Consider the following 24858-nt stretch of genomic DNA (forward strand, 5'->3'; position numbering starts at 1 on the left):
GGCACCGACCAGCCGCCACCGGGCTCGAGAGCGGTCACTGCACGCAGAACTCGTTGCCCTCCGGGTCGCGCATGACCATGCACCGGCCTGCCGGTTCGTTCACCTCGCCGACCATGGTCGCCCCGGCCTCGGTGAGCCTGCGGACATGCGCGAGCACTCGCTCCCAGCCCTGCTCGGTGTGCGGTTCCGGAGCGCTGGCGTTGACGTCCAGGTGGACCCGGTTTTTGGCGGTCTTTCCTTCCGGAACCCGGTGGAAGAACAGTCGGGGACCGTTGCCATCGGGGTCGACCACCGCGGAGAAGTCCCCCCAGCGCTCGCGCGGTATGCCCGCGCTCTCAGCGAAGGCCTCCCAGGAGTCGAAGCCGGGCGGCGGTGGTTGCACCTGGTAGCCGAGGGCCAGCGCCCAGAACTCCGCCAACTTCCCCGGGTCGGCCGCGTCGTAGGTCACCTGGAATCCGATGGCCATGGTGGGTCCTCTCGCCGAGTTGATCGTCGTGCGGAGTATGCCCGCCGGTACCGACAAATGTCCGGTAGCGAGCTTTTGACCTCGAATATTCGGGTGCCCCCCGACCCGCGACGTGGCACGGTGGACGGAGTGAAGATCCTTTTCGCGACGGCGCCGGCCTACGGGCTGATGCCGCCGATCGTGCCCTGGTCTGGGCCGCCCGCACCGCCGGGCACGAGGTTGCTGGTCGCCACCACGGTCGATATGACCGCGGTCGGCGCGCCGGCCCGCCGAGTTCCGGCAGGCACGGGACGCGGGCAACACCGACCTTTCCGATCCTGACACGCTACCGGGCAACGTGCGCTCGGTCGGGTACCTGGCGCTGTCGCCTGGCCAGGCGGTTCTGGCAGCGATTCCGTGTTCACCCGGTGCCGGGCACGCCAGCCGGGTGCCGGTGGCCTCCCTCCACCGGCACCCGACCACCCCCAGTGGCCTACCGCGCACTGTCGATATACCGAGCCTGCGCGATAGTGTGGGTTACCTTCAACTCGCTTCGGGGTGAGCCGAATCGAGCCGAACCTGGACGGGTGGACCGCAGCGGCTCGAAAGGGAACTGATGAGCTGGCGAATACACTTCACCACGGACGACCTGGCACGAACCCGGATAGCGGCGGCCCCACAACCGCTTGTCGAGTTGAACGTCGCGGTACGGATGCTCCAGGACAGCCGTCATCACCCCGTGCGCTTCGGTGAATGGCGGCGTACGGCACTGTCGCGACTGCCCGCGCAAGCTCGCCTGGTATTCGATCTGCTACCGGTCCAGGAATGGGGACTGGATCTGCTGACACCCGCGGGCGCGGGAGACCTGAGGGCACTGCTGGAACAGGTCCGCTCGACCCCGGCGCGGAGGCTCAGGCTCGAGTTGGCTCAGCTTGCCGCGCTGCGCGAGCACCGTCGCCCGCTCCCCCGATGGACTGAGCGGATCGGTACGAACCCCCGGCTCCTCCAGCAGGTGGCCGACCTGCTGGAGGAGGTATACCAGCACACTGTCGAGCCTCATGTGCCAACGCTCCACGCCTCGACCATGGCCGACCGATCAGTCCGCACACGGCATATCGCGGAAGGCGGAATGGACCGGATGCTGTCCGGGCTGATACCCGGACGGGTGCGCTGGGAGCCACCCGTACTCGTCGTGACCAAACCCGGTGGCGCCCAGGTGGATATCGATCTCGGCGGCCGCGGGCTGCTGCTGGTGCCCTCGCTGTTCGGCTCGGACTACCCGATCCTCGCGCTCGACGCCGAGCCGCAGCCGTTGATGACTTACCCCGTCCACGACACCAACCCCGGCCGGCCATTACCAGCCCCCGTTTCGACCAGCCCGACACCAGCCACCCCGTACGCCCTGGCATCTCTGCTCGGCCGGACTCGCGCCACCGTTCTCACCGTCATCGCGGAGTATGCCGGCTGCACCACCGCTGAACTGGCGGCGTTAGCCAGTATCGCCCCGGCCAGCGCCAGTGAACACGCCTCGGTCCTCCGCAAGGCAGGGCTCGTCACCACCGTCCGACACCACAAGGCGGCCCTGCACTCGCCCACCCAGGCCGGCATCCTGCTACTGGACTCCCCGAAAGCGGCGCTCGCCAGCTAGGTTCATTCCTACGCGAACAGCAAACTCGCCTACGCCAGCCGCCAACTCGTGCGCGTGAGCGGCAAACCCGCGTACGTGAGCGGCAAACTCGCCGATGGAGTTTCCCCCGGGCAGAGTGTCCGGCCGAAGGGGGAAACTCCATGCGCGTGAGCGGCAAACTCGATTACGTGACGCCGGCGGCGTCCATGCCGCGCAGTTCCTTCTTCAGCTCGGCGATCTCGTCCCGGAGCCGGGCTGCGAGCTCGAACTGCAGGTCGCGCGCGGCCTGCATCATCTGGTCGGTCATCTGCTGGATGAGGTCGGCCAGTTCGGCACGCGGCATGGTGGACGCGTCCTTGTCGGCGAGCATGCCGGAGCTGCGCACCTTGTCGCCCTGCTCCGGCTTCTTGCCGCGGGAGGCGTTGCGCCCGGAACCGCCGACGGCGACCTCCTGCTCGGAGTCCTCGGCCTCGGTGTACACCCGGTCGAGAATGTCGGCGATCTTCTTGCGCAGCGGCTGCGGGTCGAGCCCGCGCTCGGTGTTGTAGGCGACCTGCTTCTCGCGCCTGCGGTTGGTCTCGTCGATGGCGTAGCGCATCGAGTCGGTGACCGTGTCCGCGTACATGTGCACCTGCCCGGACACGTTCCGCGCGGCCCGGCCGATGGTCTGGATCAGCGAGGTACCGCTGCGCAGGAAGCCCTCCTTGTCGGCGTCCAGGATGGACACAAGGGACACCTCGGGCAGGTCCAGCCCCTCACGTAGCAGGTTGATGCCGACCAGCACGTCGAAATCACCGGAACGTAGCTGCCGCAACAACTCTATCCGGCGCAGCGTGTCCACTTCGGAATGCAGGTAGCGCACCCGGATACCGAGCTCGAGCAGGTAGTCGGTGAGGTCCTCGGCCATCTTCTTGGTCAAGGTGGTGACCAGCACCCGCTCGTCCTGCTCCGCCCTGGTCCTGATCTCGTGCACCAGATCGTCGATCTGCCCCTCGGTCGGTTTCACCACGACCTCGGGATCCACCAGGCCGGTGGGCCGGATGACCTGCTCGACGAACTCGCCACCGGTCTGCCCCATCTCGTACGGTCCCGGCGTCGCGGAGAGGTACACCGTCTGGCCGATCCGGTCGGAGAACTCCTCCCAGGTCAGCGGCCGGTTGTCCAGCGCGCTCGGCAGCCGGAACCCGTGCTCGACCAGGGTGCGCTTGCGCGAGGCGTCGCCCTCGTACATGCCGCCCACCTGCGGGACCGTCTGGTGCGACTCGTCGATCACCAGCAGGAAGTCCTCCGGGAAGTAGTCCAGCAGGGTGGCGGGCGCCGAGCCCGCCGGCCGACCGTCCACATGCCGCGAGTAGTTCTCGATCCCGGAGCAGGAGCCGATCTGACGCATCATCTCGATGTCGTAGCTGGTGCGCATCCGCAGCCGCTGCGCCTCCAGCAGCTTGCCCTGCTTCTCCAGCTCGGCGAGTTGCCGCTCCAGCTCGGCCTCGATGTCGGTGATGGCCTTCTCCATGCGCTCCGGGCCCGCCACGTAGTGCGTGGCGGGGAAGATGCGCACCTCGTCCACCTCACGGACGATGTCCCCGGTCAGCGGGTGCAGGTAGTACAGCTTGTCGATCTCGTCCCCGAAGAACTCGATCCGGATGGCCAGTTCCTCGTAGGCGGGGATGACCTCGACTGTATCGCCGCGCACCCGGAAGGTGCCGCGGGCGAACGCCAGGTCGTTGCGGGTGTACTGGACGTCCACGAGCGCCCGCAGGAACACGTCCCGGTCGATCTCCTCCCCCACGGCCAGCCTGCTCGACCGGTCCAGGTAGGACTGCGGGGTGCCGAGGCCGTAGATACAGGACACGCTGGCCACCACGATCACATCCCGCCGGGACAGCAGGTTCATCGTGGCGGAGTGCCGCAACCGCTCGACATCGTCGTTGATCGAGGAGTCCTTCTCGATGTAGGTGTCGGTCTGCGGTACGTACGCCTCCGGCTGGTAGTAGTCGTAGTAGCTGACGAAGTACTCCACCGCGTTGTGCGGGAAGAAGTCACGCAACTCGTTGGCCAGCTGCGCGGCCAGGGTCTTGTTCGGCGCCATGACCAGCGTCGGGCGCTGCACCCGCTCGATCAGCCACGCGGTGGTCGCCGACTTACCGGTGCCGGTGGCGCCGAGCAGGACGACGTCCTTCTCCCCCGCCGTGATCCGGCGTTCCAGATCGTCGATCGCCTCGGGCTGGTCACCCGCGGGCTGGTAGTCGCTGACCACCTGGAACCGCCCGCCCGATCGCGGGATCTCGGAGACGGGGCGGAACTCGGAGTGCGCCACTACGGGGTGTTCGGTTGCGAAAGCCACGCCGTCCAGGGTAGGCGTGCCCTCCGACAGTTTCAGCCCGCGCTACCCCGCCGCCGGCAAGGGGCCCGCGTACCCTGGCGAAGAGTTGGCTACGCAGAGTTCGCAGGGCATCCCGCTGAGTTGAGGCAGCACGTCCACCTCGGCGGACACGACAGGCTCCCCGCACAACGCCGTGAGCTGCCCCACCGATCTGCCACCATCCGGAATCGGCACCACGTGACACACCCGCCTGCTCTCACCGACCACACCGGGTCGCGGTCGCACCACCGCGAGAATCTCACCCGGTTCAGCTCGGCGCCCCGACAACGCCATGGGGCGAGGTTAGTGGCCGATCGCGACCATCTCTTCGTGCCCTCGACCCAAGAATCACTACTCCGTTTGGTCCGGCGGACCGAACGGCCGGGGCTACCGGGTCGATCGCAGCTCGGCGGGGTCGACCGGACGCCCCATGACGTGCATCAGCAACGCCTCGGCGGGACCCCGCAGCTCGGCCTGCCCTTCCCCGTGCCGCCAGTCGATATCGGTGGCGACCAACCGGTTCCCGGCGACCCGCCGAGCCTCGGCCGCGAAAGCGCCTTCGGTCAGCACCGCCGTGAGCGCCGCGGCGACCACCTGCTCGGGGATCTCCGTGCCGAGCCCGAGCGGCCGGCGGATGTCCTGGTGGTGCACGACGTTGTCGACCAGCAGCAGCGCGGGGCTCAGCCGGAACACCAGCATCATCCGGTCGGTGTCCAGCGCCGCGACCAGGTCCCTGGTCGGCAGCAGCGCCCAGCGCGCGGCGGCCCTGCGGTTGTACTCGTCGTGGTCGAACCGCGCCCTGACCATGCCGAGCAGGAAACCCCCGAGGCCCACCCGCGTGTTCTCCGCGACATGCCCGGCCACCTCCCGGACCGTCCAGCCCGCGCACAACGAAGGGCTCGCCCACTGCCGCGAAGTCAATCCGGCCAACGTGCTCGTCAGCCGGCGACGCTCCGCCAGCGCGAGGGTGCGCTTGTCCGCCGCGGTCATGACCCGATCGCCCATCTCCACTGTCCCATCAGTCGCCGATATAATTAGCAAGCTAACTAATCACTTGGTACCGTGTCAACCGACCGGCCCGGCTAGGCTGGGCACGCGAGTGACGCATCGAACGGAGATGGATATGCCGGAGCCCGCCGCCCCGGGGTCGGAGGCCTCGGCGCCGGAGTGGCTCACCCAGAGCGTGGCGCCGAAGCTGCACCTCACGGCCAAGGCCAGCCGCCAGTTCTTCGAGCAGCTACTCGCCGAGCAGGGCGCCAGCTTCGCGATGTGGACCGTGCTGGCCACGCTCACCGTGAAAGGCCCGATGATCCAGCGGGAGCTCGCGGCGCGACTGTCGATCGAGGGGCCCACGCTGACCCGGCACCTGGAGAGCATGGTGGGCAGGGGGCTGGTCAGCAGGACCAGAACCGACACCGACCGCAGGAGCTCCCTGGTCGAGCTCACCGAGGACGGCAGGCGGATGTACGAGCGCCTCGCCTCGGTCGCCACGGGGGCCAACGAGGCCATGCTCAGCGGGGTGAGTCCGACCGACGTCCAGCGGTTCGGTCAGGTCCTCGACCGCATCCTCGCCAACGTGGCAAGGCGCTGACCGGAACCGGGGGCTCAGGTCAGCACGGCGGGACCGAGGCGGTGGCAGAGGTTCAGCGCCAGCTCGAGATCGAGACGTTGCTCGGCGACCGACCTGCCGAGCAGCTCCTCCACCTTACGCACCCGGTACTGCACGGAGTTCTTGTGCATGTTCAGCCGGCCGGCCGCGGTGGTGTAGCTGCCTCCGGTGGCCAGGAAGACGCGCACCGTGTCGCGCAGCCTGCGGTGCGGGGTGTCGTCCCTGGCCAGTGGGCCGAGCACGTCCCTGACCCAGGCGCCCGCCGCGGGCAGGTCCGCGGCCAGCAGGGTCATCGCGCCCACTTCCTCGTGCCCGAGGATCGGGTCGCAGTGCTCTCCCGCGGCCACGGCGAGCGCCTGCACCCGCAGCGCCTGCCGGTGGGTCCGCCGGAAACCCTCGACGTCCCGGCCCGGTTCGCCCAGCGCCATCCGGATGCCGCCGCCGCGCTCGGCCAGTGTCTCCTCCAGCTGCCGCCGCTTGGGCACCGCCGGATCGTCCAGCGGCAACCACACCCACGCGCCGGCGTCGTCATGCGGCACGAACAGCGGGCGCCGCGGACATCCGGTCCGCTGCTGCAGGCTCAGTGCCAGCGCCTCCAGCCGGTCGAGCCCACCGGCCGCGTGCTCCTCCCCGGACAGCCACACGACCATCCCGAGATGCAGCCCGCGCAGCCGGTAGCCGATCGCGGCCTCCACCGCGTCGATGTCCCCGGCCTCCCCCGCCAGCAGCGAGCGCACCCGCGCGGCGCGGACCGCGCTGTGGTTGAGCAACCACCGGTCCCGCTCGTCCTGGTACGCCGAGACGACCTGCTGGGTGACCCGGTCGATGAAGGCGAAGGTGACGGTCAAGGCCTTGCGGAACATGGCGTCCAGCAGTGCCGCGTCCTCGATCCCCCTGGCCGCCTGCGCGAGCGAGTGCTCGAGGATCGTGGTCTGTCCCAGGTAGTAGGCCCTGATCAGGTCGATCACCGGGGTGCCTCGCTGCGCCAGCCTGCGCGCGTACTCCACCGCCGCCGCGGGTGCGTCCACCCCCTCCGGGTCGATGGCATGCTGGAAGATGCGCATCGCGGTGTCGATGTTCTGGTGCACGCTGGCGGAAAGCAGGCTGACCATGCGCTCGTCGTCGTGCACCAGCTGGGGCAGCTCCCGGTCGTACACGCCCACCAGCTCCGTGGTCAGCTCGGCGGCCCGGTCACCGAGCTCGGCGGTGACCCGGGCGAGCTGCTCCGCGACCAGGGTTTCGTCCACCACCCGGCCGAGCCTACGACAGAGATCACCAACGCTGGGCAAGATGTCGGCATGAGTGGTGAAGGGAGCACGCCGCACCCGCCGAAGGTGGAGACCTTCGACGTGCCGGGTTCGGTCAATGTCGACCCCAAGGGAATCACCCGGACGGTGGACCGGTACCGGGTCGCGGAGTTCGGTCTCTACCTCGCGCGCCCGGCTCCCGGCCGTGCCCAGTTCCACTACCTGGAGTCCTGGCTGTTGCCCGCGCTGGGCCTGCGGGTGACCGACTTCTGGTTCAACCCCGGGCACGAGCGCGACCAGGACTTCTACCTGGACGTGGTGGACATCCAACGCGGCGGCGACCGCTGGCGGGCCACCGACCTGTACCTGGACATCGTGCTGCGGGACAAACGGGGACTGGAGGTGCTGGACACCGACGAGCTGCTCGCCGCGGCCACCGCGGGCCTGGTGCCGGCGGCCGGCGCCAGGGCCGCGCTGGAGACCGCCTACGCGGCCGTCGAGGGGCTCGCCCGGCACGGCTACGACCTCGTGGCCTGGCTGTCCTCCGTGGACATCGAGCTGGACTGGCTGCGCCGTTGACCCCGCGGGTCAACCGATCGGTTGACCCGCGGCCGCCCGAAGGTTGATCGAGGTATGCCCGCCGGGGCGATCCGGCGAGTACCCGTGCCGGGCGATCCTCCTTCGCATGTCGATCGTCGAAGTACAGGGGTTGCACAAGCGCTACCGGGACAAGGTGGCGGTGCGGGACGTGTCGTTCGCCGTGGAGCGCGGGGAGATCTTCGGAATCCTCGGTCCGAACGGCGCGGGCAAGACCACCACGGTCGAGTGCGTCGAGGGGTTGCGCGAGCCGGACCGTGGCACGGTCTCGGTGCTCGGGCTCGACCCGCGCGCCGACACCAGGGCCCTGCGCGAGGTGCTGGGCGTGCAGCTGCAGGAGAGCAAGCTGCCGGACCGGATCACCGTGGCCGAGGCACTGCACCTCTACGCCTCCTTCTACGCCGAGCCCGCCGACCCGCGGGAACTGCTGGAGGTTCTCGGCCTCACCGAGAAACGCGACACCCACTACCGCAAGCTGTCCGGTGGGCAGCAGCAACGACTGTCCATCGCGCTCGCGCTCATCGGTAACCCGCGGGTGGCGGTGCTGGACGAGCTGACAACCGGGTTGGACCCCGCCGCCCGCAGGGAGACCTGGGAGTTGATCGAGCGCGTGCACGACCGCGGCGTGACCATCCTGCTGGTCACCCATCTCATGGCGGAGGCCGAGCGGCTGTGCGACCGGATCGCGGTCATCGACGCGGGCAGGGTGCTCGCCGTGGACACCCCGGCCGGCCTGGTCGCCGCGGTGAACGACGAGCAGCGCATCCGGTTCCGGCCGTCGGCTCCGGTCACCGAGGCCATGTTCGCCGAGCTGCCCGAGGTGCGCACCGTGGAGCGCACGGGAGGGCAGATCGTGGTCACCGGGTCCGGCAACGTGCTGCACGCGGTGACCGCCGTGCTGGCCCGTAACCAGATCATCGCCGGTGAACTGCGGGTGGACCAGGCCGATCTGGACGACGCCTTCCTTGCCCTCACCGGCCGGGCACTCGCCTGAGGCTCTGTTACGGAACTAGACATCACTACTCACGGTGAGTGAAAGAACGCGCGCGGCGTAGCCCACGAGCGGGGAGGCGGGGCGTACGGCCTGCCGAGGGAACGGTCGTGGCCAAGTCCAAGCCCCGCCGAGCCGATCGTGTCGCGCGTTGAGGAACAGGCACTGAGACTCTGAACGAGGGGACATCACCATGGCCGCGTTGCGCACCATGACCGCCGTCGAGGCGAAGCTCTACCTGCGGGACCCTGGCACGCCGATCATCGTGCTGGGCCTTCCGATCGGGCTGCTGCTGGTGCTCAGCCTGATTCCCGGGGTCACCGAGCCCAGCGAGGAGTTCGGCGGGCAGGTCCCGCTCGGTACCTTCATCGCACCGCTGTCCATCGCGATCCTGATCGCGATGATCGCGCTGAACATCTTCCCTTCCTACCTCGGCAACTACCGGGACCGGGGTATCCTGCGCCGTCTCGCCGCCAGCCCGGTGCCGCCGCGCGACCTGCTGTACGCACAACTGATCGTGAACCTGGCGGCCGCCGTGGTGGTGGCACTGCTGATCATCGTGGTCGGCCGGCTGGCGCTGGGGATGGAACTGCCCGCGAACCTCCCGGGATTCACGCTCGCCACGCTGCTCGGCGCGGCCGCGCTGTTCTCGGTCGGGCTGTTGATCTCCGCGTTCGCCTCGACCCAGAGCGTGGCCAACGGGATCGGCTCGGTGCTGTTCTTCCCGATGCTGGCCCTTGGCGGCGTCTGGGTACGCAAGGAGGACCTGCCCGACCTCCTGCAGACCATCGCGGACGTGCTGCCGCTGGGCGCCATGCTCAACGCGATGCGGGAGACGGCGGCGGGCGGGAACCCGAGGCCGCTCCAGCTGCTGGCGCTCGCCGGGTGCGCGGTCGTCTGCGGGGTACTGGCGGCGCGGTACTTCCGCTGGGGCACCCGGTGACCGCGCCCGGTAGCGGGCCGGGCGGGTGACGGCGAGCACGGCGTGCCGGGCGGATAATGGCGGGGTGCGCACCGGACCCGGCCGGCGGCCCTCCGCCTTCTGGCCCTCACTGCTGGCGGACGACAAGGTCCAGCCATGGCATCCGTGGGTGCTCGGCGCCGAGCGCGCGTTCCCCTTCCTGCTGCTGCCGGTCGCGACCCTGCTGGCGCTGCCGTCCTCCCCCAACGACCGGTCCCACCAGCTGGGCACCCTTGGCCTGGTGCTGGCCGCCGCGGTGTGGGTGCTGCTCACCGATACGATCCGGCCTGGCCACCTGCGGACGAGCCGGTGGGCCGAACTCGTCTCCTTCGCCGGTTTCACGGCCCTCGCCACCGTGTTGATGCTGCGCGAGAACCTGTTCCTGGTGTTCATGGTCGCCGGCTTCTTCTACGCTATCCGGCTGCGCCCGGTGCCGGTGATGTTCGGCGGGCTCGCCCTGTGCTCCACGCTGATCCACACCATCCCGGCCGGCGGGGTGGTGCATGCGCTGACCAAGAACCCCTTCCTGTGGCTGACCATCATCGCCGTGCAGACCCTGGCGATCGGCGGGGGCTCGCTGATGTCCGACGCGCTCACCGAGCAGAGCGAGGCGCGGCGCAAGGCGGTCGCCGATCTGGAGGCCGCGCTGGAGGAGAACGCCGGCCTGCACAGGCAGTTGCTCAGCCAGGCGCGGGAGGCCGGAATTCTGGACGAGCGGCAACGGTTGAGCCGAGAGATCCACGACACCCTCGCGCAGGGCCTCACCGGGATCATCACCCAGTTGCAGGCCGCCGAGCAGGCCCGCGCCGACCCGGCGGCCTGGCAGCGGCGTCTGGACACGGCTGCCGCCCTGGCCAGGGAGAACCTCGCCGAGGCCCGCCGGTCGGTGCACGCCCTCGGTCCGGAGCCGCTGGTCGACGCCCGGTTGCCGGAGGCACTGGCCGCGGTGGTGCGCCGATGGTCGGACAGGAGCGGAGTGCCGATCGAGTTCACCACCACCGGGGCCGCCCGGCCGATGCACCCCGAGATCGAGGCGACCTTGCTACGAGTCACCCAGGAGGCACTGACCAATGTGGCCAAACATGCCAAGGCGGCAAGGGTGGGCCTCACCTTGTCCTATATGGAGGACCAGGTGACGCTGGACGTGCGGGACGACGGCCGCGGCTTCGAGGTGAAGGCGGTGCGGCCGAACGGCCACGGCGGGTTCGGACTGAGCGGGATGCGCCAGCGGGTGCAACGGTTGGCCGGCAGCCTCGAGGTGGAGTCCGAGCGGGACGCCGGTACCGCGATCTCGGCGAGCGTCCCGGCGATTCCGGCGGGGAGCGCGGAAGGAGCGGACACATGGCTGTCACCCTGCTGATCGCCGACGACCACCCCATCGTGCGGGACGGCCTGCGCGGCATGTTCACCACGGAAGCCGGGTTCGAGGTGCTCGGCGAGGCTGCGGACGGCGCCGAGGCGGTCCGGCTGGCCGAGCGGTTGCGGCCCGATGTGGTGCTGATGGACCTGCGCATGCCGGGCACGGACGGGGTCACCGCGATCAACGAGCTCGCCGGGCTCGGCAACCCGGCCAGGGTACTGGTGCTCACCACCTACGACACCGACGCCGATGTGCTGACCGCGATCGAGGCCGGAGCCACCGGATACCTGCTCAAGGACTCGCCGCGGGCGGAGCTGTTCCGTGCGGTGCGAGCCGCGGCACGCGGCGAGTCGGTGCTCTCCCCCGCCGTGGCCGGCCGGGTCATGGGCCGGCTGCGCTCCCCGGCGAGGGAACCACTGAGCCGGCGCGAGCTCGAGGTGCTCGACCTGGTCGCGGCCGGCAGCACCAACAAGGAGACGGCGCGGACGTTGTTCATCAGCGAGGCGACCGTCAAGACGCACCTGCTGCACGCCTATGCCAAGCTCGGGGTCAAGGATCGCGCCGCGGCCGTGGCCACCGCATACGAGCGCGGGCTGCTGCGGCGGTCAGGCCGGTGACCAGCCGGTGCGGGCCGCCCAGTCCTCGGCCCGCTGGAAGGCCGCGTTGACCCAGCCCTGCTTCTCGTCGGCATAGCCGAACACGGTGCCGTCCGCGGCATGCGCCTCGGCGAGGCGCCGCTTGTGTTCGGCGTAGGCGTCGCGTTCCACGGGCTCGGCGCGCAGCCAGTCGCGGAACAGCAGGGCCAGCCGCCAGGCCGGACTCTCGGCTGAGCGGACGTGCAGGTTCACCGGCCTGCCCGGGTCCGCGCCGGTATGGAGCCGCTTGTCCCACCGCGCCGGATCGCCCCCGTCCTGCGGGTCGTCGAACCAGTGCCCCTCCGCGCGCAGGAAGCCCGCGGCGTTCAGTGGTTCGGCCAGCGCGTCGGCGTCGGCCAGGGTGGGCACGGTCAACTGCAGGTCGAGTACGTCCTTGGCGGGCAGGCCGGGCACGGCCGTCGAGCCGATGTGGTCGGCCCGCACCACGCGCTCCCCCGCCGCGAGCCGCACCCTGGCCAGCGCCCGCTCGGCCTGAGCGGGCCAGGACCCGTCGTGCGGGGTGATGACCGGGGACCGCTGCGCCCGGGGGCGGCGCAGGCGAAGGTTCGCCTCGAACGGGACCAGCCGATCGGCCCACAGTGCGTCCACCGCGGACAGCACGATGTCCGGGGCGCCGCCGTTGTCCAGCCACACGTCCGCGGCCGCGCGGCGTTGCCGCTCCTCGGCCTGGGCGGCGATGCGGGCGCGAGCGTCCTGCTCGCTCATACCCCGGGACTCCGCCAGCCGCCGCACCCGCACGTCCTCCTCGGCGTCGACCACGATCACCAGGTGGTAGTGCGCGGCCAGCCCGTTCTCCACCAGCAGTGGAATGTCGTGCACGAGCACCGCGTCCGGGGCTGCCCGCTCCATCATCTCCGCGGCGCGGGCGCCCACCCTGGGATGCACGATGCCGTTCAGCCTGCGCCGGGACTCCTCGTCGGCGAACGCGCGGGCCGCCAGTGCCTGCCGGTCGAGGCTGCCGTCCTCGGCCAGCACCTCGGCGCCGAAGGCCTCGACCACCTCGGCGAGGCCGTCGGTCCCCGGTTCCACCACCTGCCTGGCCAGCGCGTCCGCGTCGATCAGCACCGCGCCGTGCTCGGCCAGGCGATGGGCCACCGTGGACTTCCCGGCACCGATCCCGCCCGTCAACCCGACTCGCAGCATGGCGATCATTCAACCAGCCCGGCCGGCCCGGCAGCGCTCGCGGTCGACGGAGAGCCACTAACCGTCTCGTTATTCAACTGGTGTGAGTGACACGCCGCGAGGTTCACACGTTTTCGATCGTGGTTTGCGTACCGTGCCGTGCGACGGTGATCGCCCATACGGAGGAACGATGCCCGCCAACGAGCATGTCGGACGGCACCGGCTCGGGACCCCGGGTCTGGTGCACTGCGTCATGCACCGCCCGGTGGCCGAGGCACTCGCCGAGTTCCGGCGCAACTGGTTGACCGCCCTGCTGGTCCCGGCCAAGCACAGCCTCGCCGGGCTGCGGCGCAGGGCTCGCGCGGCCGCGTACGAACGCGCCTGGGCACCCGCGACCACCTGACGGCCGCGCCTACATCCGGGAATTCGGCGACGAATTCCCGTTTCGTCCTGCCCGGAACCCTCCCGGCACCGACCACACAAACGGATGCCCCGGTCCACGAAGGACCGGGGCATCCGCCTTATGCGTATCCGGGCTCAGGCGCCGCCGGAGAGCTTCTCGCGCAGCGCGGCAAGCTGCTCGTCGCTGGCCAGCGTGCCACCGGAGGCCGCCTGGTTCGACTCGCCGCCCTGGGCGGAGGAGTAGCTGCCGCCACCCTGGTCGGCAGGGCCCTCGTCGTCGCCGGCGACACTCTGCGCCGCCGCCTCGGCGTCGGCCTCGGCCGCCTTGGCGATCTGCCGCATGTGCTGCTCGTAGCGGGCGTGGGCCTCGGCGTACTGCCGCTCCCACTCCTCACGCTGCTTGTCGTAGCCCTCCTGCCACTCCTGGGTGTCCGGGTCGAAGCCCTCGGGGTAGATGTAGTTCCCCTGATCGTCGTACTCGGCGATCATGCCGTACTGCGTCGGGTCGAACTCGGTGTCCAGGGTGACGCCCTCGTTGGCCTGCTTCAGCGACAGCGAGATCCGCCTGCGGTCCAGGTCGATGTCGATGACCTTGACCATGACGTCGCCGTTCACCTGCACGACCTGCTCCGGAATCTCCACGTGGCGCTCGGCCAGCTCGGAGATGTGCACCAGGCCCTCGATGCCCTCCTCGACGCGGACGAACGCGCCGAACGGGACGAGCTTGGTGACCTTGCCCGGCACGATCTGGCCGATCGCGTGGGTGCGGGCGAACTGGCGCCACGGGTCTTCCTGGGTGGCCTTCAGCGACAGGGACACGCGCTCGCGGTCCATGTCCACTTCCAGCACCTCGACGGTGACTTCCTGGCCGACCTCGACGACCTCGCTCGGGTGGTCGATGTGCTTCCAGGACAGCTCCGAGACGTGCACGAGGCCGTCCACGCCGCCGAGGTCCACGAACGCGCCGAAGTTGACGATCGAGGAGACGACGCCCTTGCGGACCTGGCCCTTGGCCAGCGCGTTGAGGAACTCGCTGCGAACCTCGGACTGGGTCTGCTCGAGGTAGGCGCGGCGGGAGAGCACCACGTTGTTCCGGTTCTTGTCCAGCTCGATGATCTTGGCCTCGAGCTCGCGACCCACGTAGGGCTGCAGATCGCGCACGCGACGCATCTCGACCAGCGAGGCGGGCAGGAAGCCGCGCAGTCCGATGTCCAGGATCAGGCCGCCCTTGACGACCTCGATGACGGTGCCCTTGACCGGCTCGTCCTTCTCCTTGAGCTCCTCGATGGTGCCCCAGGCGCGCTCGTACTGCGCCCGCTTCTTGGAGAGGATCAGCCGACCTTCCTTGTCCTCCTTCTGCAGGACAAGGGCCTCGACTTCGTCACCGACAGTGACAACCTCGGCCGGATCGACATCGTGCTTGATGGACAGTTCCCGCGACGGGATGACGCCCTCGGTCTTGTAACCGATGTCCAGCAGAACCTCGTCGCGGTCGACCTTGACGATCGTGCCTTCGACGATGTCGCCATCGTTGAAGTACTTGATGGTCTTGTCGATGGCGGCGAGGAAGTCCTCCTCCGTCCCGACGTCGTTGATCGCGACTTGCTGAGCCTGCGCGGGGGCAGTCGGGGCGGTGGTGGTGTCGGTGGTCATTAGGTGGGTTGCTCCGGTTATGGCTAGGTCATGGGGTGTGCAGTTTGCGTGCGCCGTGGGGACACAGGCGACTACCATGCAAACCGTCGCATCGTCCGACGAGGAACGGCCGCGAGCATCACCAAGCGGTGCGCGACCCCGAGTCCCAGAGCGAACGCCTGAACACTGCTGGGTGAAAGGCAGCGCGAACCCACTGCGCTAACAAGTATCCTACGCGGCCGCCTGACGGCGACACAAACAGGGTCTCCCCCGGCGGAGCAGGACCAGTGGGAGGATAGCCGGCGTGCCCCAGCCACCCGCGTTCAACCAGGACGGCCGGCGTGGCCACGTCGCCGACCACCCCGAGCCGCCGGTGGATCGCCATCAACGCGCGGAGGAGCGGCTGGGCACCGCAGGCGTCGCCTACCGCCGAGTGGGCTCGGCCGAGGCGACCGCGGCCAACCTGGCCTGGTGGGACGCGGACGCCGACGACTACCAGGCCACCCATCGCGAGTTCCTCGGTGCGGCCGATTTCGTGTGGTGCCCGGAGGGGTTGCGCGAGGCCGACGCCCGGCTGCTCGGCGAGGTACGTGGCAGCTCGGTACTGGAGGTCGGCTGCGGTTCCGCGCCGTGCACTCGCTGGTTGGCCTGCCAGGGGGCACGCGCGGTCGGGGTGGACCTTTCCGCGGGCATGCTGCGGCATGCGCTGGCCGATCATCGGCGGACCGGTGCCGACGCGCCACTGATCCAGGCGAGCGCCGAGCGGCTGCCGCTGGCCACCGGCGGCTTCGACACCGCGTGCTCGGCCTTCGGCGCGGTGCCGTTCGTGGCCTCGCTGGATGCGGTCTTCGCGGAGGTGGCCAGGGTGCTGCGGCCGGGAGGGCGCTGGGTGTTCGCGGTGACGCACCCGATGCGATGGATCTTCCCCGACGACCCCGGCCCGACTGGGCTGACCGCGACCCAGCCGTACTTCGACCGGACCCCGTACGTCGAGGTGAACGCCGATGGCGCGGCGACCTATGTGGAATACCACCACACCATGGGTGACTACGTACGCGCGCTGTCCGGTGCGGGCTTCCGGTTGACCGACCTGATCGAGCCGGAATGGCCCGAGGCACACACCCGGGTCTGGGGCCAGTGGAGCCCGTTGCGCGGCAAGCTGTTCCCCGGCACCGCGATCTTCTCGGCCGTCGCGGCGGGCGGGTAGCCACCTCCCGTGCGGGAGCTGGTGCTGGCCCAGTCGGCGCGGTTCGCCGCGCTGGATCCGCTGCTGCCCGAGGCGGCCCAGCCGCCGGCCGGTGAGCGGCTCACCGCGACCCTCGCCGACGGTCGCCGGGTGGCCGGTGTGCTCTACCGTGCCCGGCACGCGCCCGGCTCCCTCACCAGCCTGTGGGCGGCCGGCGCGAGCTGGGAGCTGACTCCGCTGCTCGGTGACACCGGCGGCGCGGGCATGGCGGCGTTACTCGGTGCGCTGCGCCGCAGGCTGGACCGGGAGCGGGTGGGACCGGACTCGGCCTGCGCGGTCACCTGGCCCAGCCGCGACGTCGAGGTGGCCAGGGTGCTGCTGGACCACGGGCTTGTTCCCCTGGACGCGCTCGGCGTCCGGCCGCGGCCGCCACCCCCGGCCGGGACGAGCCGTCCCGAGGTGGTCATCCGGCGGGCACGCGCCGCGGACGAGGAGGAGATCGTCGCGCTGCGGATGGCCGAGCTGCGCTACTCCGCACTGGTCGGCCCGAACACCGTGCGGGAGGACGCCGCGGAGGTACTCGCGGCCGAGGTACGCACGCGGTTGCGGCGGGACGAGCCCGCCTGGCTCGCCGAGTCGGCGGGGCTGGCCGTCGGGCTCGCCGGCTGCGGTTGGGGTGCCCGGGCGGGCGAGCAACGACTCCGGCTTCGGCCCGGCCGGTGGGGGCAGCTGCACACGCTGTCGGTCCTGCCGGCGGCCAGGGGCACGGGTATCGGCAGGGCACTGGCCGCGGTGGCGCACGACGCGCTGCGCGCGGGCGGGGCCCGGGGTACATTCCTGTTCTACAGTCCGGCGAACCCCCTCTCCTCGGTGTTCTGGCACCGGCAGGGCTACCGGCCACTGTGGACGTTCTGGGAGGTTCGTCCGGCTTCCGCGCTCCGCTAGGGCTGCGGGCTCGTAACCTCCGTCACCCGGACGTGGGTCGGCGCGCGTTTCACGTTGCGGCCGCACCGCCACGGGTCTAATTTTGAACTGACTGGTCAGTTCAAAAGGAGGCCGCATGCAGCTCCGCGCCGACCGGGTGTCCCTCGACGGCCCGCACGGCACCGTGTTGCCGTCCACGTCGCTCACCGTGGCCGATGGCGAGTTGGCGCTGGTGCACGGCGAGCCCGGAACGGGTGTGACCGCCTTCGGCCTCGCCCTCGCAGGCAGGCTGCGCCCCACCACCGGGACGGTGACCATCGACGACCACGCGGACGAGGCGAAACTCCGTTCCCTGGTCGCCGTGGTGGACGCGCCCGGGGTCAGCGAGCCGGACGAGGCACTGTCCCTGAGCGTGGTCGTCGGTGAGGAGCTGGCGCTGGCCGCGCAGCCGGCCGGCGCCGCCGATGTGCGCCGGTGGCTGACCACGCACGACCTCGCCCCCTACGCCGACACCCGGTTCGAACGGATCGAGCCCGCCCTGCGCACCCGGCTGCTCGCCGAGCTCACCGCCACCCGGCCGGGGGTGGGCGCGCTGGTGCTGGACCGGCCGGACCGGCACACCAGCGAGGTGGAGGAGTGGGCGATGGTCGCGCACGAGCACGCCGAGCGCGGGCTCGCGGTCGTGGTGCTGACCGCGACCGTGCCGGTCGCCGCCCTGCCCTCGCCGCCGGCCCGGATCGGGCAGCACGATCAACCCCCGCCCCAGCAGTGCCGTGCCGAGGCCGGCGCTGAAGGAGAGGACTCATGAGCGGCATCCGGATCGCCCTGAACGAGCTGCGCAGGCTCAGCAGCGGGACCCTACCGAAGCTGGCGCTGCTCGCGCTGGTCCTGGTCCCGTTGCTGTACGCCTCGCTGTACCTGTACGCCAACCAGGATCCGTACGGCAGGCTGGACAAGCTGCCCGCCGCGGTGGTCACCAACGACACCGGGGCGGCCGACGAGAACGGCGACCACCGCGTCGTCGGCCGCGAGGTCGCCGACGAGCTGGTGCGCTCGAGCAGCTTCCAGTGGCACGAGGTCTCGGCCGAGGACGCGCGGCAGGGGGTGCGCGACGACGACTACGCCTTCGCGATCACCATCCCGGAGGACTTCTCCGCCGCCCTGCTGTCCACGGGGGACTTCCAGCCGCGGCAGGCGACGATCACGCTCACCACCAACGACGCCAACAACTACCTGGCGGGCACGATCGCCGACCAGGTGGCCGAGCAGGTCAAGTCGACGATCGCGGAGAAGGTCGGCAGCGAGGCCGCGGAGCGGTTCCTGGTCGGCTTCTCCACCATCTACTCCAAGATCAGCGAAGCCACCGAGGGCGCGTCCGAGCTGGCCGAGGGTGCGCGAGAACTGAAGTCCGGGCAGCAGGAGCTCGCCGGCGGCACCAAGGAGCTGGCAAGCAAGACCACCGAGCTGGCGAGCGGGCTGAACACGCTGCGGCAGAGCACCGCGGACCTCCCCCAACAGTCCCAGCAGCTGGCCGACGGGGCCGGCCAGGTCGCGCAGGGCAACGCCCGGATCGCCGAGGTGGGCTCGGCGCTCGCCTCCGGCTCGGCGGATCTGCAGGGCGACCTCGACCAGGCCCGCGCCGACATCGAGCGGCAGCTGCGGGAGGCAGGGTTGCCGGACGCCGATATCCAGCGTGCGTTGGCCGTGCTCGACGAGCTCCGGCAGCCGGTCGACCAGGCCGACGCCAAGATCCAGGACGCGTCCGGCAAGCTGAGCACCCTGGCCGACGGCGCGAACCAGGTCGCGCAGGGCGCGGCGGCGCTCGCCGGTTCCGCGCCCGCGCTGACCGAGGGCATCGGCACGGCCGCCGACGGCGCCCAGCAACTCGCGGAGGGCGCCGGGCGGCTCGACGAGGGGCAGCGGGAGGCGTTGAGCGGCACGACCCGGTTGTCCGAGGGGGCCACCGAGCTGCGCGAGGGGCTCGGCGCGGGACTCGAGCAGATCCCCAACCCGGACGACCCGACCCGCACGGCCACGGCGAACACGATCGCCGATCCGGTGGCAATCAACTCGGTCGGTATGTCCTCTGCGGGCACGTACGGCGCGGGACTCGCGCCCTTCTTCATCGGGCTGGCCACCTGGATCGGCGCGTTCGTGCTGTATCTGCTGCTGCGCCCGCTGTCCACGCGGGCACTCACCGCGGGCGCCTCCCCGCTGCGGGTCGCCATCGGCGGGTGGCTGCCCTCGGCCGTACTGGGCGTGGCGCAGGTGGTGGTGCTGTTCGGTGCGGTGACCTGGCTGGTCGGTATCCATGTCGAGCACCCGGCCGCCGCGGTAGGGTTCGTCGTGCTCACCTCGCTGACGTTCACCGCGATCGTGCACGCGCTGAACGCGTTGTTCGGCGCGGTCGGCAAGTTCCTCGGCCTGGTGTTGCTGGTACTACAACTGGTCAGCGCCGGCGGGACGTTCCCATGGCAGACCATCCCCGACCCGCTGTACCCGCTGCACGTGGTGCTGCCGATGGGATACGTGATCGACGGCCTGCGGCACCTGCTCTACAGCGGGGCCTCGCTGCAGATCCTCGGCGACATCGGGGTGCTCGTCGCCTATCTCGTCGGCGGCCTGGCCATCTCGACGCTGGCCGCGTACAAGCGCCGGGTCTGGACGGTCACGCAGCTCAAACCGGAGCTGAGCCTGTGAGTGCGCGGTCCGATCTGACCAAGCGGAAACTGTTCGAAGCCACGCTGCGGCTTGCCGACCGCCAGGGGCTGATCGGGCTCACCGTGGATGAGATCGCGGCCGAGGCCGGGGTCGCCAAGGGCACGGTGTACTACAACTTCGGCAGCAAGGACGGGCTGGTCGACGCCCTGCTGCGGTACGGCGTCGACCAGCTCGCCGAGCGGTTGCGCACCGGCGCCGAGGCCGAGGACCCGGTCCGCGCGCTGGAGTCGCTTGTGGACAACTCGCTGGAGTTCATCCGCGAGCACCGGGGTTTCTCGCAGATCCTGGTCAGCGAGATGTGGCGCACCCCCGGCCAGTGGCAGGAAACGTTGACCCTGCTGCGGGAGGAGATCATCTCGATCGTCCGGGGACTGCTGCACCGAATCGACGAGGCGGGCAGGCTGCCGGAGGGGGTACGGATCCCGACAGCGGCAGCCGGGCTGTTCGGCACCCTGCTCGTGGTGGCGCTGGACTGGCAGGTATTCCAGCCGGAGCGGACCCGCGCCGAGGTCCGCGACTCGATCATGCTGCTCGCCCGCGGCCTGGCCCGCGAGGTCGGCACCCACCCCAGCTGACCACCCTCCGGTGGGCGCTACGGCAGGGGGCGGCGTTGGCCCAGCTGGTGCAGGGAGGAGGGGCGACCGTCGAGGGCGCGCCGCACGGCGGTGAGCACGCCCTCCACGATCTCGGCCTGGGCCAGCGCGCGCCCGCTGTCGCGTTCGGACACCGTCCCGAGCAGCACCTGCTGGGTCGGGTGGCCGGGCAGGGCCGGCTCGGCCGGGTCGTCGGTAGGGCCCGACCCCCGACCACCCGCCACCTCCACCACGGGGGCCGAGGGGTCCAGCAGCGACTCGACCGCGCCGATGACCGAGCGGCGGTCGGAGTCGTGCACCCAGGCCACCAGCAGGTCGGCGGGCCTGGCGAGGGCCTTCTCGGCGGCGCGGGCCAGCTCGTGCGGACGCTCCCACTGGGCTTCCACCCAGGTCGCGTAGCCGGGGGCATCCCTTCCGACGGTCGGGAGGTGCCCCTTCGGGCGTAGTGCGCGGCGGGCAGCGGTCCCGGAGCCGTTCTCGGTTCCGCGGAACGCGATCGGGTTGTAACGACGGCTCGGCAACACGACCTGCCACCCCTCGACGATCAAGGTCTGGACGACCTTGTCAAGCATGCCGGTGCCGGCGAGGATCAGCGCATTCTTGCCGGACATACCGCGACGTTACCGGCAGAATCCCGCCTGACCAGCGTGTTCGACCCGGGTTTCCGCCCAGCTTTACCCGAAAAGAGCAGCACTTGGTGGGGTCTGCCTAAGGCACCTGTGCGGGAATCTCGGGCCGCGCGCCGTGTCGAATCACGACCACGGCTTGCTCTCGTCGAACTCCTGACGCTCGGTGAGGCTGAACCAGTTGCCCGAGTCGTCCCGGAAGACGGCCTCGATCCCGTAGGGTCGCTCGGCGGGCTCCTGCAAGAAGGTCACCCCACGCGCGGACAGCGTCCGGAAGGTCTCGCGGCAGTCGTCGGTGTCCCAGGCGCCCATGCCGAGCACGCCCTTGGCGATGATCTCGCGGAGCTGCTTCTCGGTCTCCGCGTCGTGCTGCGGCGGGCCGGGTTCCATCAGGATGATCTCGAGTCCGGGTTGGTCCGCGGGCCCCACGGTGAGCCAGCGGAACCTGCCGTCCATCTTCATGTCCGCGCGCACCTGGAAGCCGAGCTTCTCGGTGTAGAACTCCCTGGCGGAATCGTAGTCCAGCACGTAGATACCCGCGTGCGACAGCCTCTTGATCATCGTGCTCCCTCGTCTCTCGATGCTGGGAGCAACGCTATTCGGCGGCGGGGTCGGGCGGCTTATCCGAGAGTACGGAATCCGGCGGCGCCGGCCTGGTCCACATCATCAGGTAGCAACCGGGGATCGGCGGCGGCCCGGACCGGCGCGTGGCCGCCCGGTACGCCGTGGGGGACATGCCCACCAGTTCGGAGAACCGGCGGCTGAAGGTGCCGAGGCTGGCGAAGCCGACCAGCATGCAGATCTCGGTGACCGTCAGGTTCGCGCTGCGCAGCAGGTCCTGCGCCCGCTCGATCCGCCTGCGGGTGAGGTAGGCCATCGGCGACTCCCCGTAAGCCGCCGCGAACGAGTGAATGAAGTGCGACCGGGAACATCCGGCCACCGCCGCCACCTGGCTGACCTCCAGCGGCTGGTCGTAGCGCGCGTCCATCCAGTCCTTGGCCCTCCGCAGATGGGCCACCGCCGGCGCCCGGCCGGGCATCGCTAGTGCGCCGCCTCGTTCCAGGAGCGGCCGAAGCCCACCGAGACCTCCAGTGGTACGGCCAGCTCGTAGGCGGCGCCCATCGCCTCGCGCACCAGGCCCTCCACCTCGGCCCGCTCGCCGTCGACCACCTCGAGCACCAGCTCGTCGTGCACCTGCAGCAGTACCCGGCTACCCGCCTTCGCCTCGCTGAGCGCATGGTGCACCTTGAGCATGGCGACCTTGATGATGTCCGCCGCGCTGCCCTGGATGGGCGCGTTCAGCGCCATCCGCTCGGCCATCTCCCTACGCTGCCTGTTGTCGCTGTTCAGGTCGGGCAGGTACCGGCGGCGCCCGAAGATCGTCTCGGTGTAGCCGACCTTGCCTGCCTGCTCGACCACGGTGTGCAGGTAGTCGCGCACCCCGCCGAACCGGGAGAAGTAGGCATCCATCTGCGCCTTGGCTTCCTCGGTGGAGATCCGCAACTGCTGGGCGAGGCCGTAGGCGGACAGCCCGTAGGCCAGCCCGTAGGACATGGCCTTCACCCGGTACCGCAGCTCCGGGGTCACCTCCCCGGGCTCGATGCCGAACGCCCGCGAGGCCACGTAGGTGTGCAGGTCCTCGCCGGTGTTGAACGCCTCGATCAGACCCTCGTCCCCGGACAGGTGCGCCATGATCCGCATCTCGATCTGGCTGTAGTCCGCGGTCATCAGCTCGGCATAGCCGTCGCCGACCACGAACGCGTCCCTGATCCGCCTGCCTTCCTCGGTCCGTACCGGGATGTTCTGCAGGTTGGGGTCCACCGAGGACAACCGCCCGGTGGCCGCGACGGTCTGCTGCAGTGTGGTGTGGATACGTCCGTCCCCGGCCACCGACTTGATCAGGCCCTCGACGGTGGTCCGCAGCCGGGTCGCGTCCCGGTGCTCGAGCAGGTGCTGCAGGAACGGGTGCTCGGTCTTCTCGTACAGCGTCTGCAGCGCCTCGGCATCGGTGGTGTAGCCGGTCTTGGTGCGCTTGGTCTTCGGCATGGCCAGCTCGTCGAACAGCACGACCTGCAACTGCTTGGGCGAGCCGAGGTTGATCTGCTTGCCGATCACGCCGTAGGCATCGTCGGCCGCCTGCTTCACCCGCGCCGCGTAGTGCGCCTCGAGCTCGGTGAGCTGGTCGGTGTCCACCGCGATGCCCGCGGTCTCCAACTCGGTGATGACCTCGAGCAACGGCAGCTCCAGGTCATCCAGCAGGCGCGAGCCATCCATCTTCCCGAGCTCCTCGACCAGCGCCGAGCCCAGCTCGGCCACGGCGCGGGCCCGGACCAGCTCGGCCCGCACCAGCTGGGCGTCCCCGTCCTCGGGTCCACTGCCCTCGGAGTCCAGCAGGGACAGCTGTCCCTCGCCCGCGCCCGCCTCGGACCGCAGCTCACGCTGCAGGTAGCGCAGCACCAGGTCGTCCAGTTCGAACGAGCGCTGGCCGGGACGGACCAGGTAGGCGGCGAGCTCGGTGTCCATGGACAACCCCGCGACGGTCCAGCCACGGGCCCTCGCCGCGTGCAGCGGGATCTTCAACGCGTGGCCGACCTTGGGTATCGCGCGGTTGGCGAGCCAATCGGTGAGGGCGTACTCGTCCGCCTCGTCCACGGCGGTGACATCCACGAAGGCGCCCTCGCCGTCCGGCGCCGCCAGCGTGATGGACTGGAAGTCGGAGTGCACCGACATGCCCGTGGTGCGGAAGGAGAGGCCGACCGGCTTGTCGCCGCCGGCGTGCGCGCCGAGCCAGCCGGCGACCGTTCCTGGCTGCAGCGCGACACCGCTGACCTGGAAACCCTCGTCGGCCTCCGGCTCGGCGCTGGAGAGGGTGGCGAAGAGCCGGTCGCGCAACACCCGGAACTCCAGCTCGTCGAACAGCCGGTGCACCGCGTCCCGGTCCCATGGCTGCAGTTCGAGGTCGTCCGGGGTGGCCTCCAGCGGCACGTCCCGCACCAGCTCGGTGAGCTGCCGGTTGAGCAGCACGGCGTCCACATGCGCCCGCAACGCGTCGCCGACCTTGCCCTTCACCTCGTCGATGCGATCCACCAGCTCGCCGAGGGTGCCGAACTGCTTGATCCACTTGGCGGCGGTCTTCTCCCCCACCCCGGGGATGCCGGGCAGGTTGTCCGAGGGGTCGCCGCGCAGCGCCGCGAAGTCCGGGTACTGGGAGGGGCTGAGGCCGTACTTGTCCCGCACCGCGTCCGGGTTGAACCGGACCAGGTCGGAGACGCCCTTCTTCGGGTACAGCACGGTGACCGCCTCGTTCACCAGCTGCAACGCGTCCCGGTCGCCGGTGCAGATGAGCACCTGGTGGTCCGCGCCGGCCAGGGTGGTGAGGGTGGCGATGATGTCGTCCGCCTCGTAACCGTCCTTGGTCAGGATCGGGATGCCGAGGACTGCCAGCACGTCCTTGATCAGGTCGACCTGGCCCTTGAAGTCGTCCGGGGTGGCGGTCCGGGTGGCCTTGTAGTCGGCGAACGCCTCCGAGCGGAAGGTCTGCCGCGAGACGTCGAAGGCGACCGCGAGGTGGGTCGGCGCCTCGTCCCTGAGCAGGTTGATCAGCATGGAGGTGAACCCGAACACCGCGTTCGTGACCTGACCGGTGGTGGTGCGGAAGCGGTCCGCGGGCACCGCGAAGAACGCCCGGTAGGCCATCGAGTGCCCGTCGATGAGCAGCAGCCGGGTCGCCTCGCCTGTCGGGGTCGGAGCTGTGGTGTTCGCTACGGTGGTGTTCTCAGTCGGGCTCACGGGGGCGA

The 24858-nt window shown here is 70.3% G+C and carries 24 protein-coding genes; 13 read left to right on the plus strand and 11 right to left on the minus strand.

Features of this window, described 5'->3' with window-relative positions; genetic code table 11:
- Positions 1–34 precede the first annotated feature (34 nt).
- On the minus strand, positions 35–466 hold the full coding sequence (locus tag FB471_RS06100) for a VOC family protein (RefSeq protein WP_141996366.1): 432 nt from the start codon (positions 464–466) through the stop codon (positions 35–37).
- 158 nt (positions 467–624) lie between these two features.
- Positions 625–753 carry a hypothetical protein gene (locus FB471_RS35460; RefSeq protein WP_281287380.1) on the minus strand — a complete coding sequence of 43 codons (129 nt, stop codon included), beginning with the start codon at positions 751–753 and terminating at the stop codon, positions 625–627.
- A 308-nt stretch (positions 754–1061) separates the two neighbouring features.
- Between FB471_RS35460 and FB471_RS06105 the strand changes: the two genes are divergently transcribed.
- Positions 1062–2093, plus strand: coding sequence for a winged helix-turn-helix domain-containing protein (locus tag FB471_RS06105; RefSeq protein WP_141996367.1), 1032 nt, complete (start codon positions 1062–1064; stop codon positions 2091–2093).
- Between the two features lie 163 nt (positions 2094–2256).
- Here FB471_RS06105 and uvrB read toward each other — a convergent pair whose 3' ends face one another.
- Both uvrB and FB471_RS06120 read right to left on the minus strand, forming a co-directional pair.
- Complete coding sequence (uvrB, locus tag FB471_RS06110) at positions 2257–4416, minus strand: excinuclease ABC subunit UvrB (protein ID WP_141996368.1); 2160 nt, start codon at positions 4414–4416, stop codon at positions 2257–2259.
- 405 nt (positions 4417–4821) lie between these two features.
- A complete protein-coding gene (locus FB471_RS06120) occupies positions 4822–5439 on the minus strand; it encodes a maleylpyruvate isomerase family mycothiol-dependent enzyme (protein ID WP_141996369.1) in 618 nt (205 codons plus the stop codon).
- 118 nt (positions 5440–5557) lie between these two features.
- Here FB471_RS06120 and FB471_RS06125 point away from each other — a divergent pair, with 118 nt between their 5' ends.
- The gene (locus FB471_RS06125) at positions 5558–6025 is read left to right on the plus strand and encodes a MarR family winged helix-turn-helix transcriptional regulator (RefSeq protein WP_211357958.1); all 468 of its coding nucleotides are present in this window, start codon (positions 5558–5560) and stop codon (positions 6023–6025) included.
- Between the two features lie 14 nt (positions 6026–6039).
- Here the strand turns inward: FB471_RS06125 and FB471_RS06130 are convergent, their stop codons facing one another.
- The gene (locus FB471_RS06130) at positions 6040–7293 is read right to left on the minus strand and encodes a PucR family transcriptional regulator (RefSeq protein ID WP_141996371.1); all 1254 of its coding nucleotides are present in this window, start codon (positions 7291–7293) and stop codon (positions 6040–6042) included.
- A gap of 48 nt (positions 7294–7341) precedes the next feature.
- Here FB471_RS06130 and FB471_RS06135 point away from each other — a divergent pair, with 48 nt between their 5' ends.
- The 5 genes from FB471_RS06135 (at position 7342) to FB471_RS06155 (ending at position 11816) form a co-directional block, all read left to right on the plus strand.
- On the plus strand, positions 7342–7869 hold the full coding sequence (locus tag FB471_RS06135) for a ribonuclease FAU-1 family protein (protein WP_141996372.1): 528 nt from the start codon (positions 7342–7344) through the stop codon (positions 7867–7869).
- Positions 7870–7975: 106 nt separating this feature from the next.
- Positions 7976–8881, plus strand: a complete 906-nt coding sequence (locus FB471_RS06140) for an ABC transporter ATP-binding protein (protein ID WP_141996373.1) — start codon at positions 7976–7978, stop codon at positions 8879–8881.
- A gap of 190 nt (positions 8882–9071) precedes the next feature.
- The gene (locus FB471_RS06145; RefSeq protein ID WP_246076259.1) at positions 9072–9821 is read left to right on the plus strand and encodes an ABC transporter permease; all 750 of its coding nucleotides are present in this window, start codon (positions 9072–9074) and stop codon (positions 9819–9821) included.
- 64 nt (positions 9822–9885) lie between these two features.
- Positions 9886–11199 carry a sensor histidine kinase gene (locus FB471_RS06150; RefSeq protein WP_246076260.1) on the plus strand — a complete coding sequence of 438 codons (1314 nt, stop codon included), beginning with the start codon at positions 9886–9888 and terminating at the stop codon, positions 11197–11199.
- Entirely contained in the window at positions 11181–11816 is a 636-nt protein-coding gene (locus FB471_RS06155) for a response regulator (RefSeq protein WP_141996374.1), read from the plus strand. The genes FB471_RS06150 and FB471_RS06155 overlap by 19 nt, the downstream gene beginning before the upstream one ends.
- On the opposite strand, the gene coaE is transcribed toward FB471_RS06155, so the two are convergent.
- A complete protein-coding gene (coaE, locus tag FB471_RS06160) occupies positions 11805–12998 on the minus strand; it encodes a dephospho-CoA kinase (protein WP_141996375.1) in 1194 nt (397 codons plus the stop codon). The two genes, FB471_RS06155 and coaE, sit on opposite strands and share 12 nt — an antisense overlap.
- 169 nt (positions 12999–13167) lie before the next feature.
- Between coaE and FB471_RS06165 the strand changes: the two genes are divergently transcribed.
- On the plus strand, positions 13168–13380 hold the full coding sequence (locus FB471_RS06165) for a hypothetical protein (RefSeq protein WP_141996376.1): 213 nt from the start codon (positions 13168–13170) through the stop codon (positions 13378–13380).
- Between the two features lie 134 nt (positions 13381–13514).
- On the opposite strand, the gene rpsA is transcribed toward FB471_RS06165, so the two are convergent.
- Positions 13515–15032, minus strand: a complete 1518-nt coding sequence (gene rpsA / locus FB471_RS06170; RefSeq protein WP_141996377.1) for a 30S ribosomal protein S1 — start codon at positions 15030–15032, stop codon at positions 13515–13517.
- A gap of 352 nt (positions 15033–15384) precedes the next feature.
- On the opposite strand from rpsA, the gene FB471_RS06175 reads away from it, so the two are divergent.
- From FB471_RS06175 to FB471_RS06195, 5 genes are all read left to right on the plus strand, one after another.
- Positions 15385–16218, plus strand: coding sequence for a class I SAM-dependent methyltransferase (locus FB471_RS06175; RefSeq protein ID WP_142001624.1), 834 nt, complete (start codon positions 15385–15387; stop codon positions 16216–16218).
- Between the two features lie 9 nt (positions 16219–16227).
- Entirely contained in the window at positions 16228–17142 is a 915-nt protein-coding gene (locus FB471_RS06180; RefSeq protein ID WP_141996378.1) for a GNAT family N-acetyltransferase, read from the plus strand.
- Positions 17143–17257: 115 nt separating this feature from the next.
- On the plus strand, positions 17258–17929 hold the full coding sequence (locus tag FB471_RS06185; RefSeq protein WP_141996379.1) for a P-loop NTPase family protein: 672 nt from the start codon (positions 17258–17260) through the stop codon (positions 17927–17929).
- Complete coding sequence (locus tag FB471_RS06190; protein WP_141996380.1) at positions 17926–19821, plus strand: YhgE/Pip domain-containing protein; 1896 nt, start codon at positions 17926–17928, stop codon at positions 19819–19821. The genes FB471_RS06185 and FB471_RS06190 overlap by 4 nt, the downstream gene beginning before the upstream one ends.
- Entirely contained in the window at positions 19818–20417 is a 600-nt protein-coding gene (locus tag FB471_RS06195; protein WP_141996381.1) for a TetR/AcrR family transcriptional regulator, read from the plus strand. The genes FB471_RS06190 and FB471_RS06195 overlap by 4 nt, the downstream gene beginning before the upstream one ends.
- A gap of 17 nt (positions 20418–20434) precedes the next feature.
- On the opposite strand, the gene FB471_RS06200 is transcribed toward FB471_RS06195, so the two are convergent.
- From FB471_RS06200 to polA, 4 genes are all read right to left on the minus strand, one after another.
- Complete coding sequence (locus tag FB471_RS06200; RefSeq protein WP_246076261.1) at positions 20435–21046, minus strand: Rossmann-fold NAD(P)-binding domain-containing protein; 612 nt, start codon at positions 21044–21046, stop codon at positions 20435–20437.
- A 141-nt stretch (positions 21047–21187) separates the two neighbouring features.
- Complete coding sequence (locus FB471_RS06205) at positions 21188–21622, minus strand: VOC family protein (RefSeq protein ID WP_141996382.1); 435 nt, start codon at positions 21620–21622, stop codon at positions 21188–21190.
- A 34-nt stretch (positions 21623–21656) separates the two neighbouring features.
- Complete coding sequence (locus FB471_RS06210) at positions 21657–22079, minus strand: helix-turn-helix domain-containing protein (RefSeq protein ID WP_342779407.1); 423 nt, start codon at positions 22077–22079, stop codon at positions 21657–21659.
- A 23-nt stretch (positions 22080–22102) separates the two neighbouring features.
- Positions 22103–24850 (minus strand): DNA polymerase I, encoded by a 2748-nt coding sequence (gene polA / locus FB471_RS06215; protein WP_141996385.1) that lies wholly within the window; start codon positions 24848–24850, stop codon positions 22103–22105.
- Between the last annotated feature and the right edge of the window lie 8 nt (positions 24851–24858).

It is taken from the genome of Amycolatopsis cihanbeyliensis, from assembly GCF_006715045.1.
Taxonomy (GTDB): domain Bacteria; phylum Actinomycetota; class Actinomycetes; order Mycobacteriales; family Pseudonocardiaceae; genus Amycolatopsis; species Amycolatopsis cihanbeyliensis.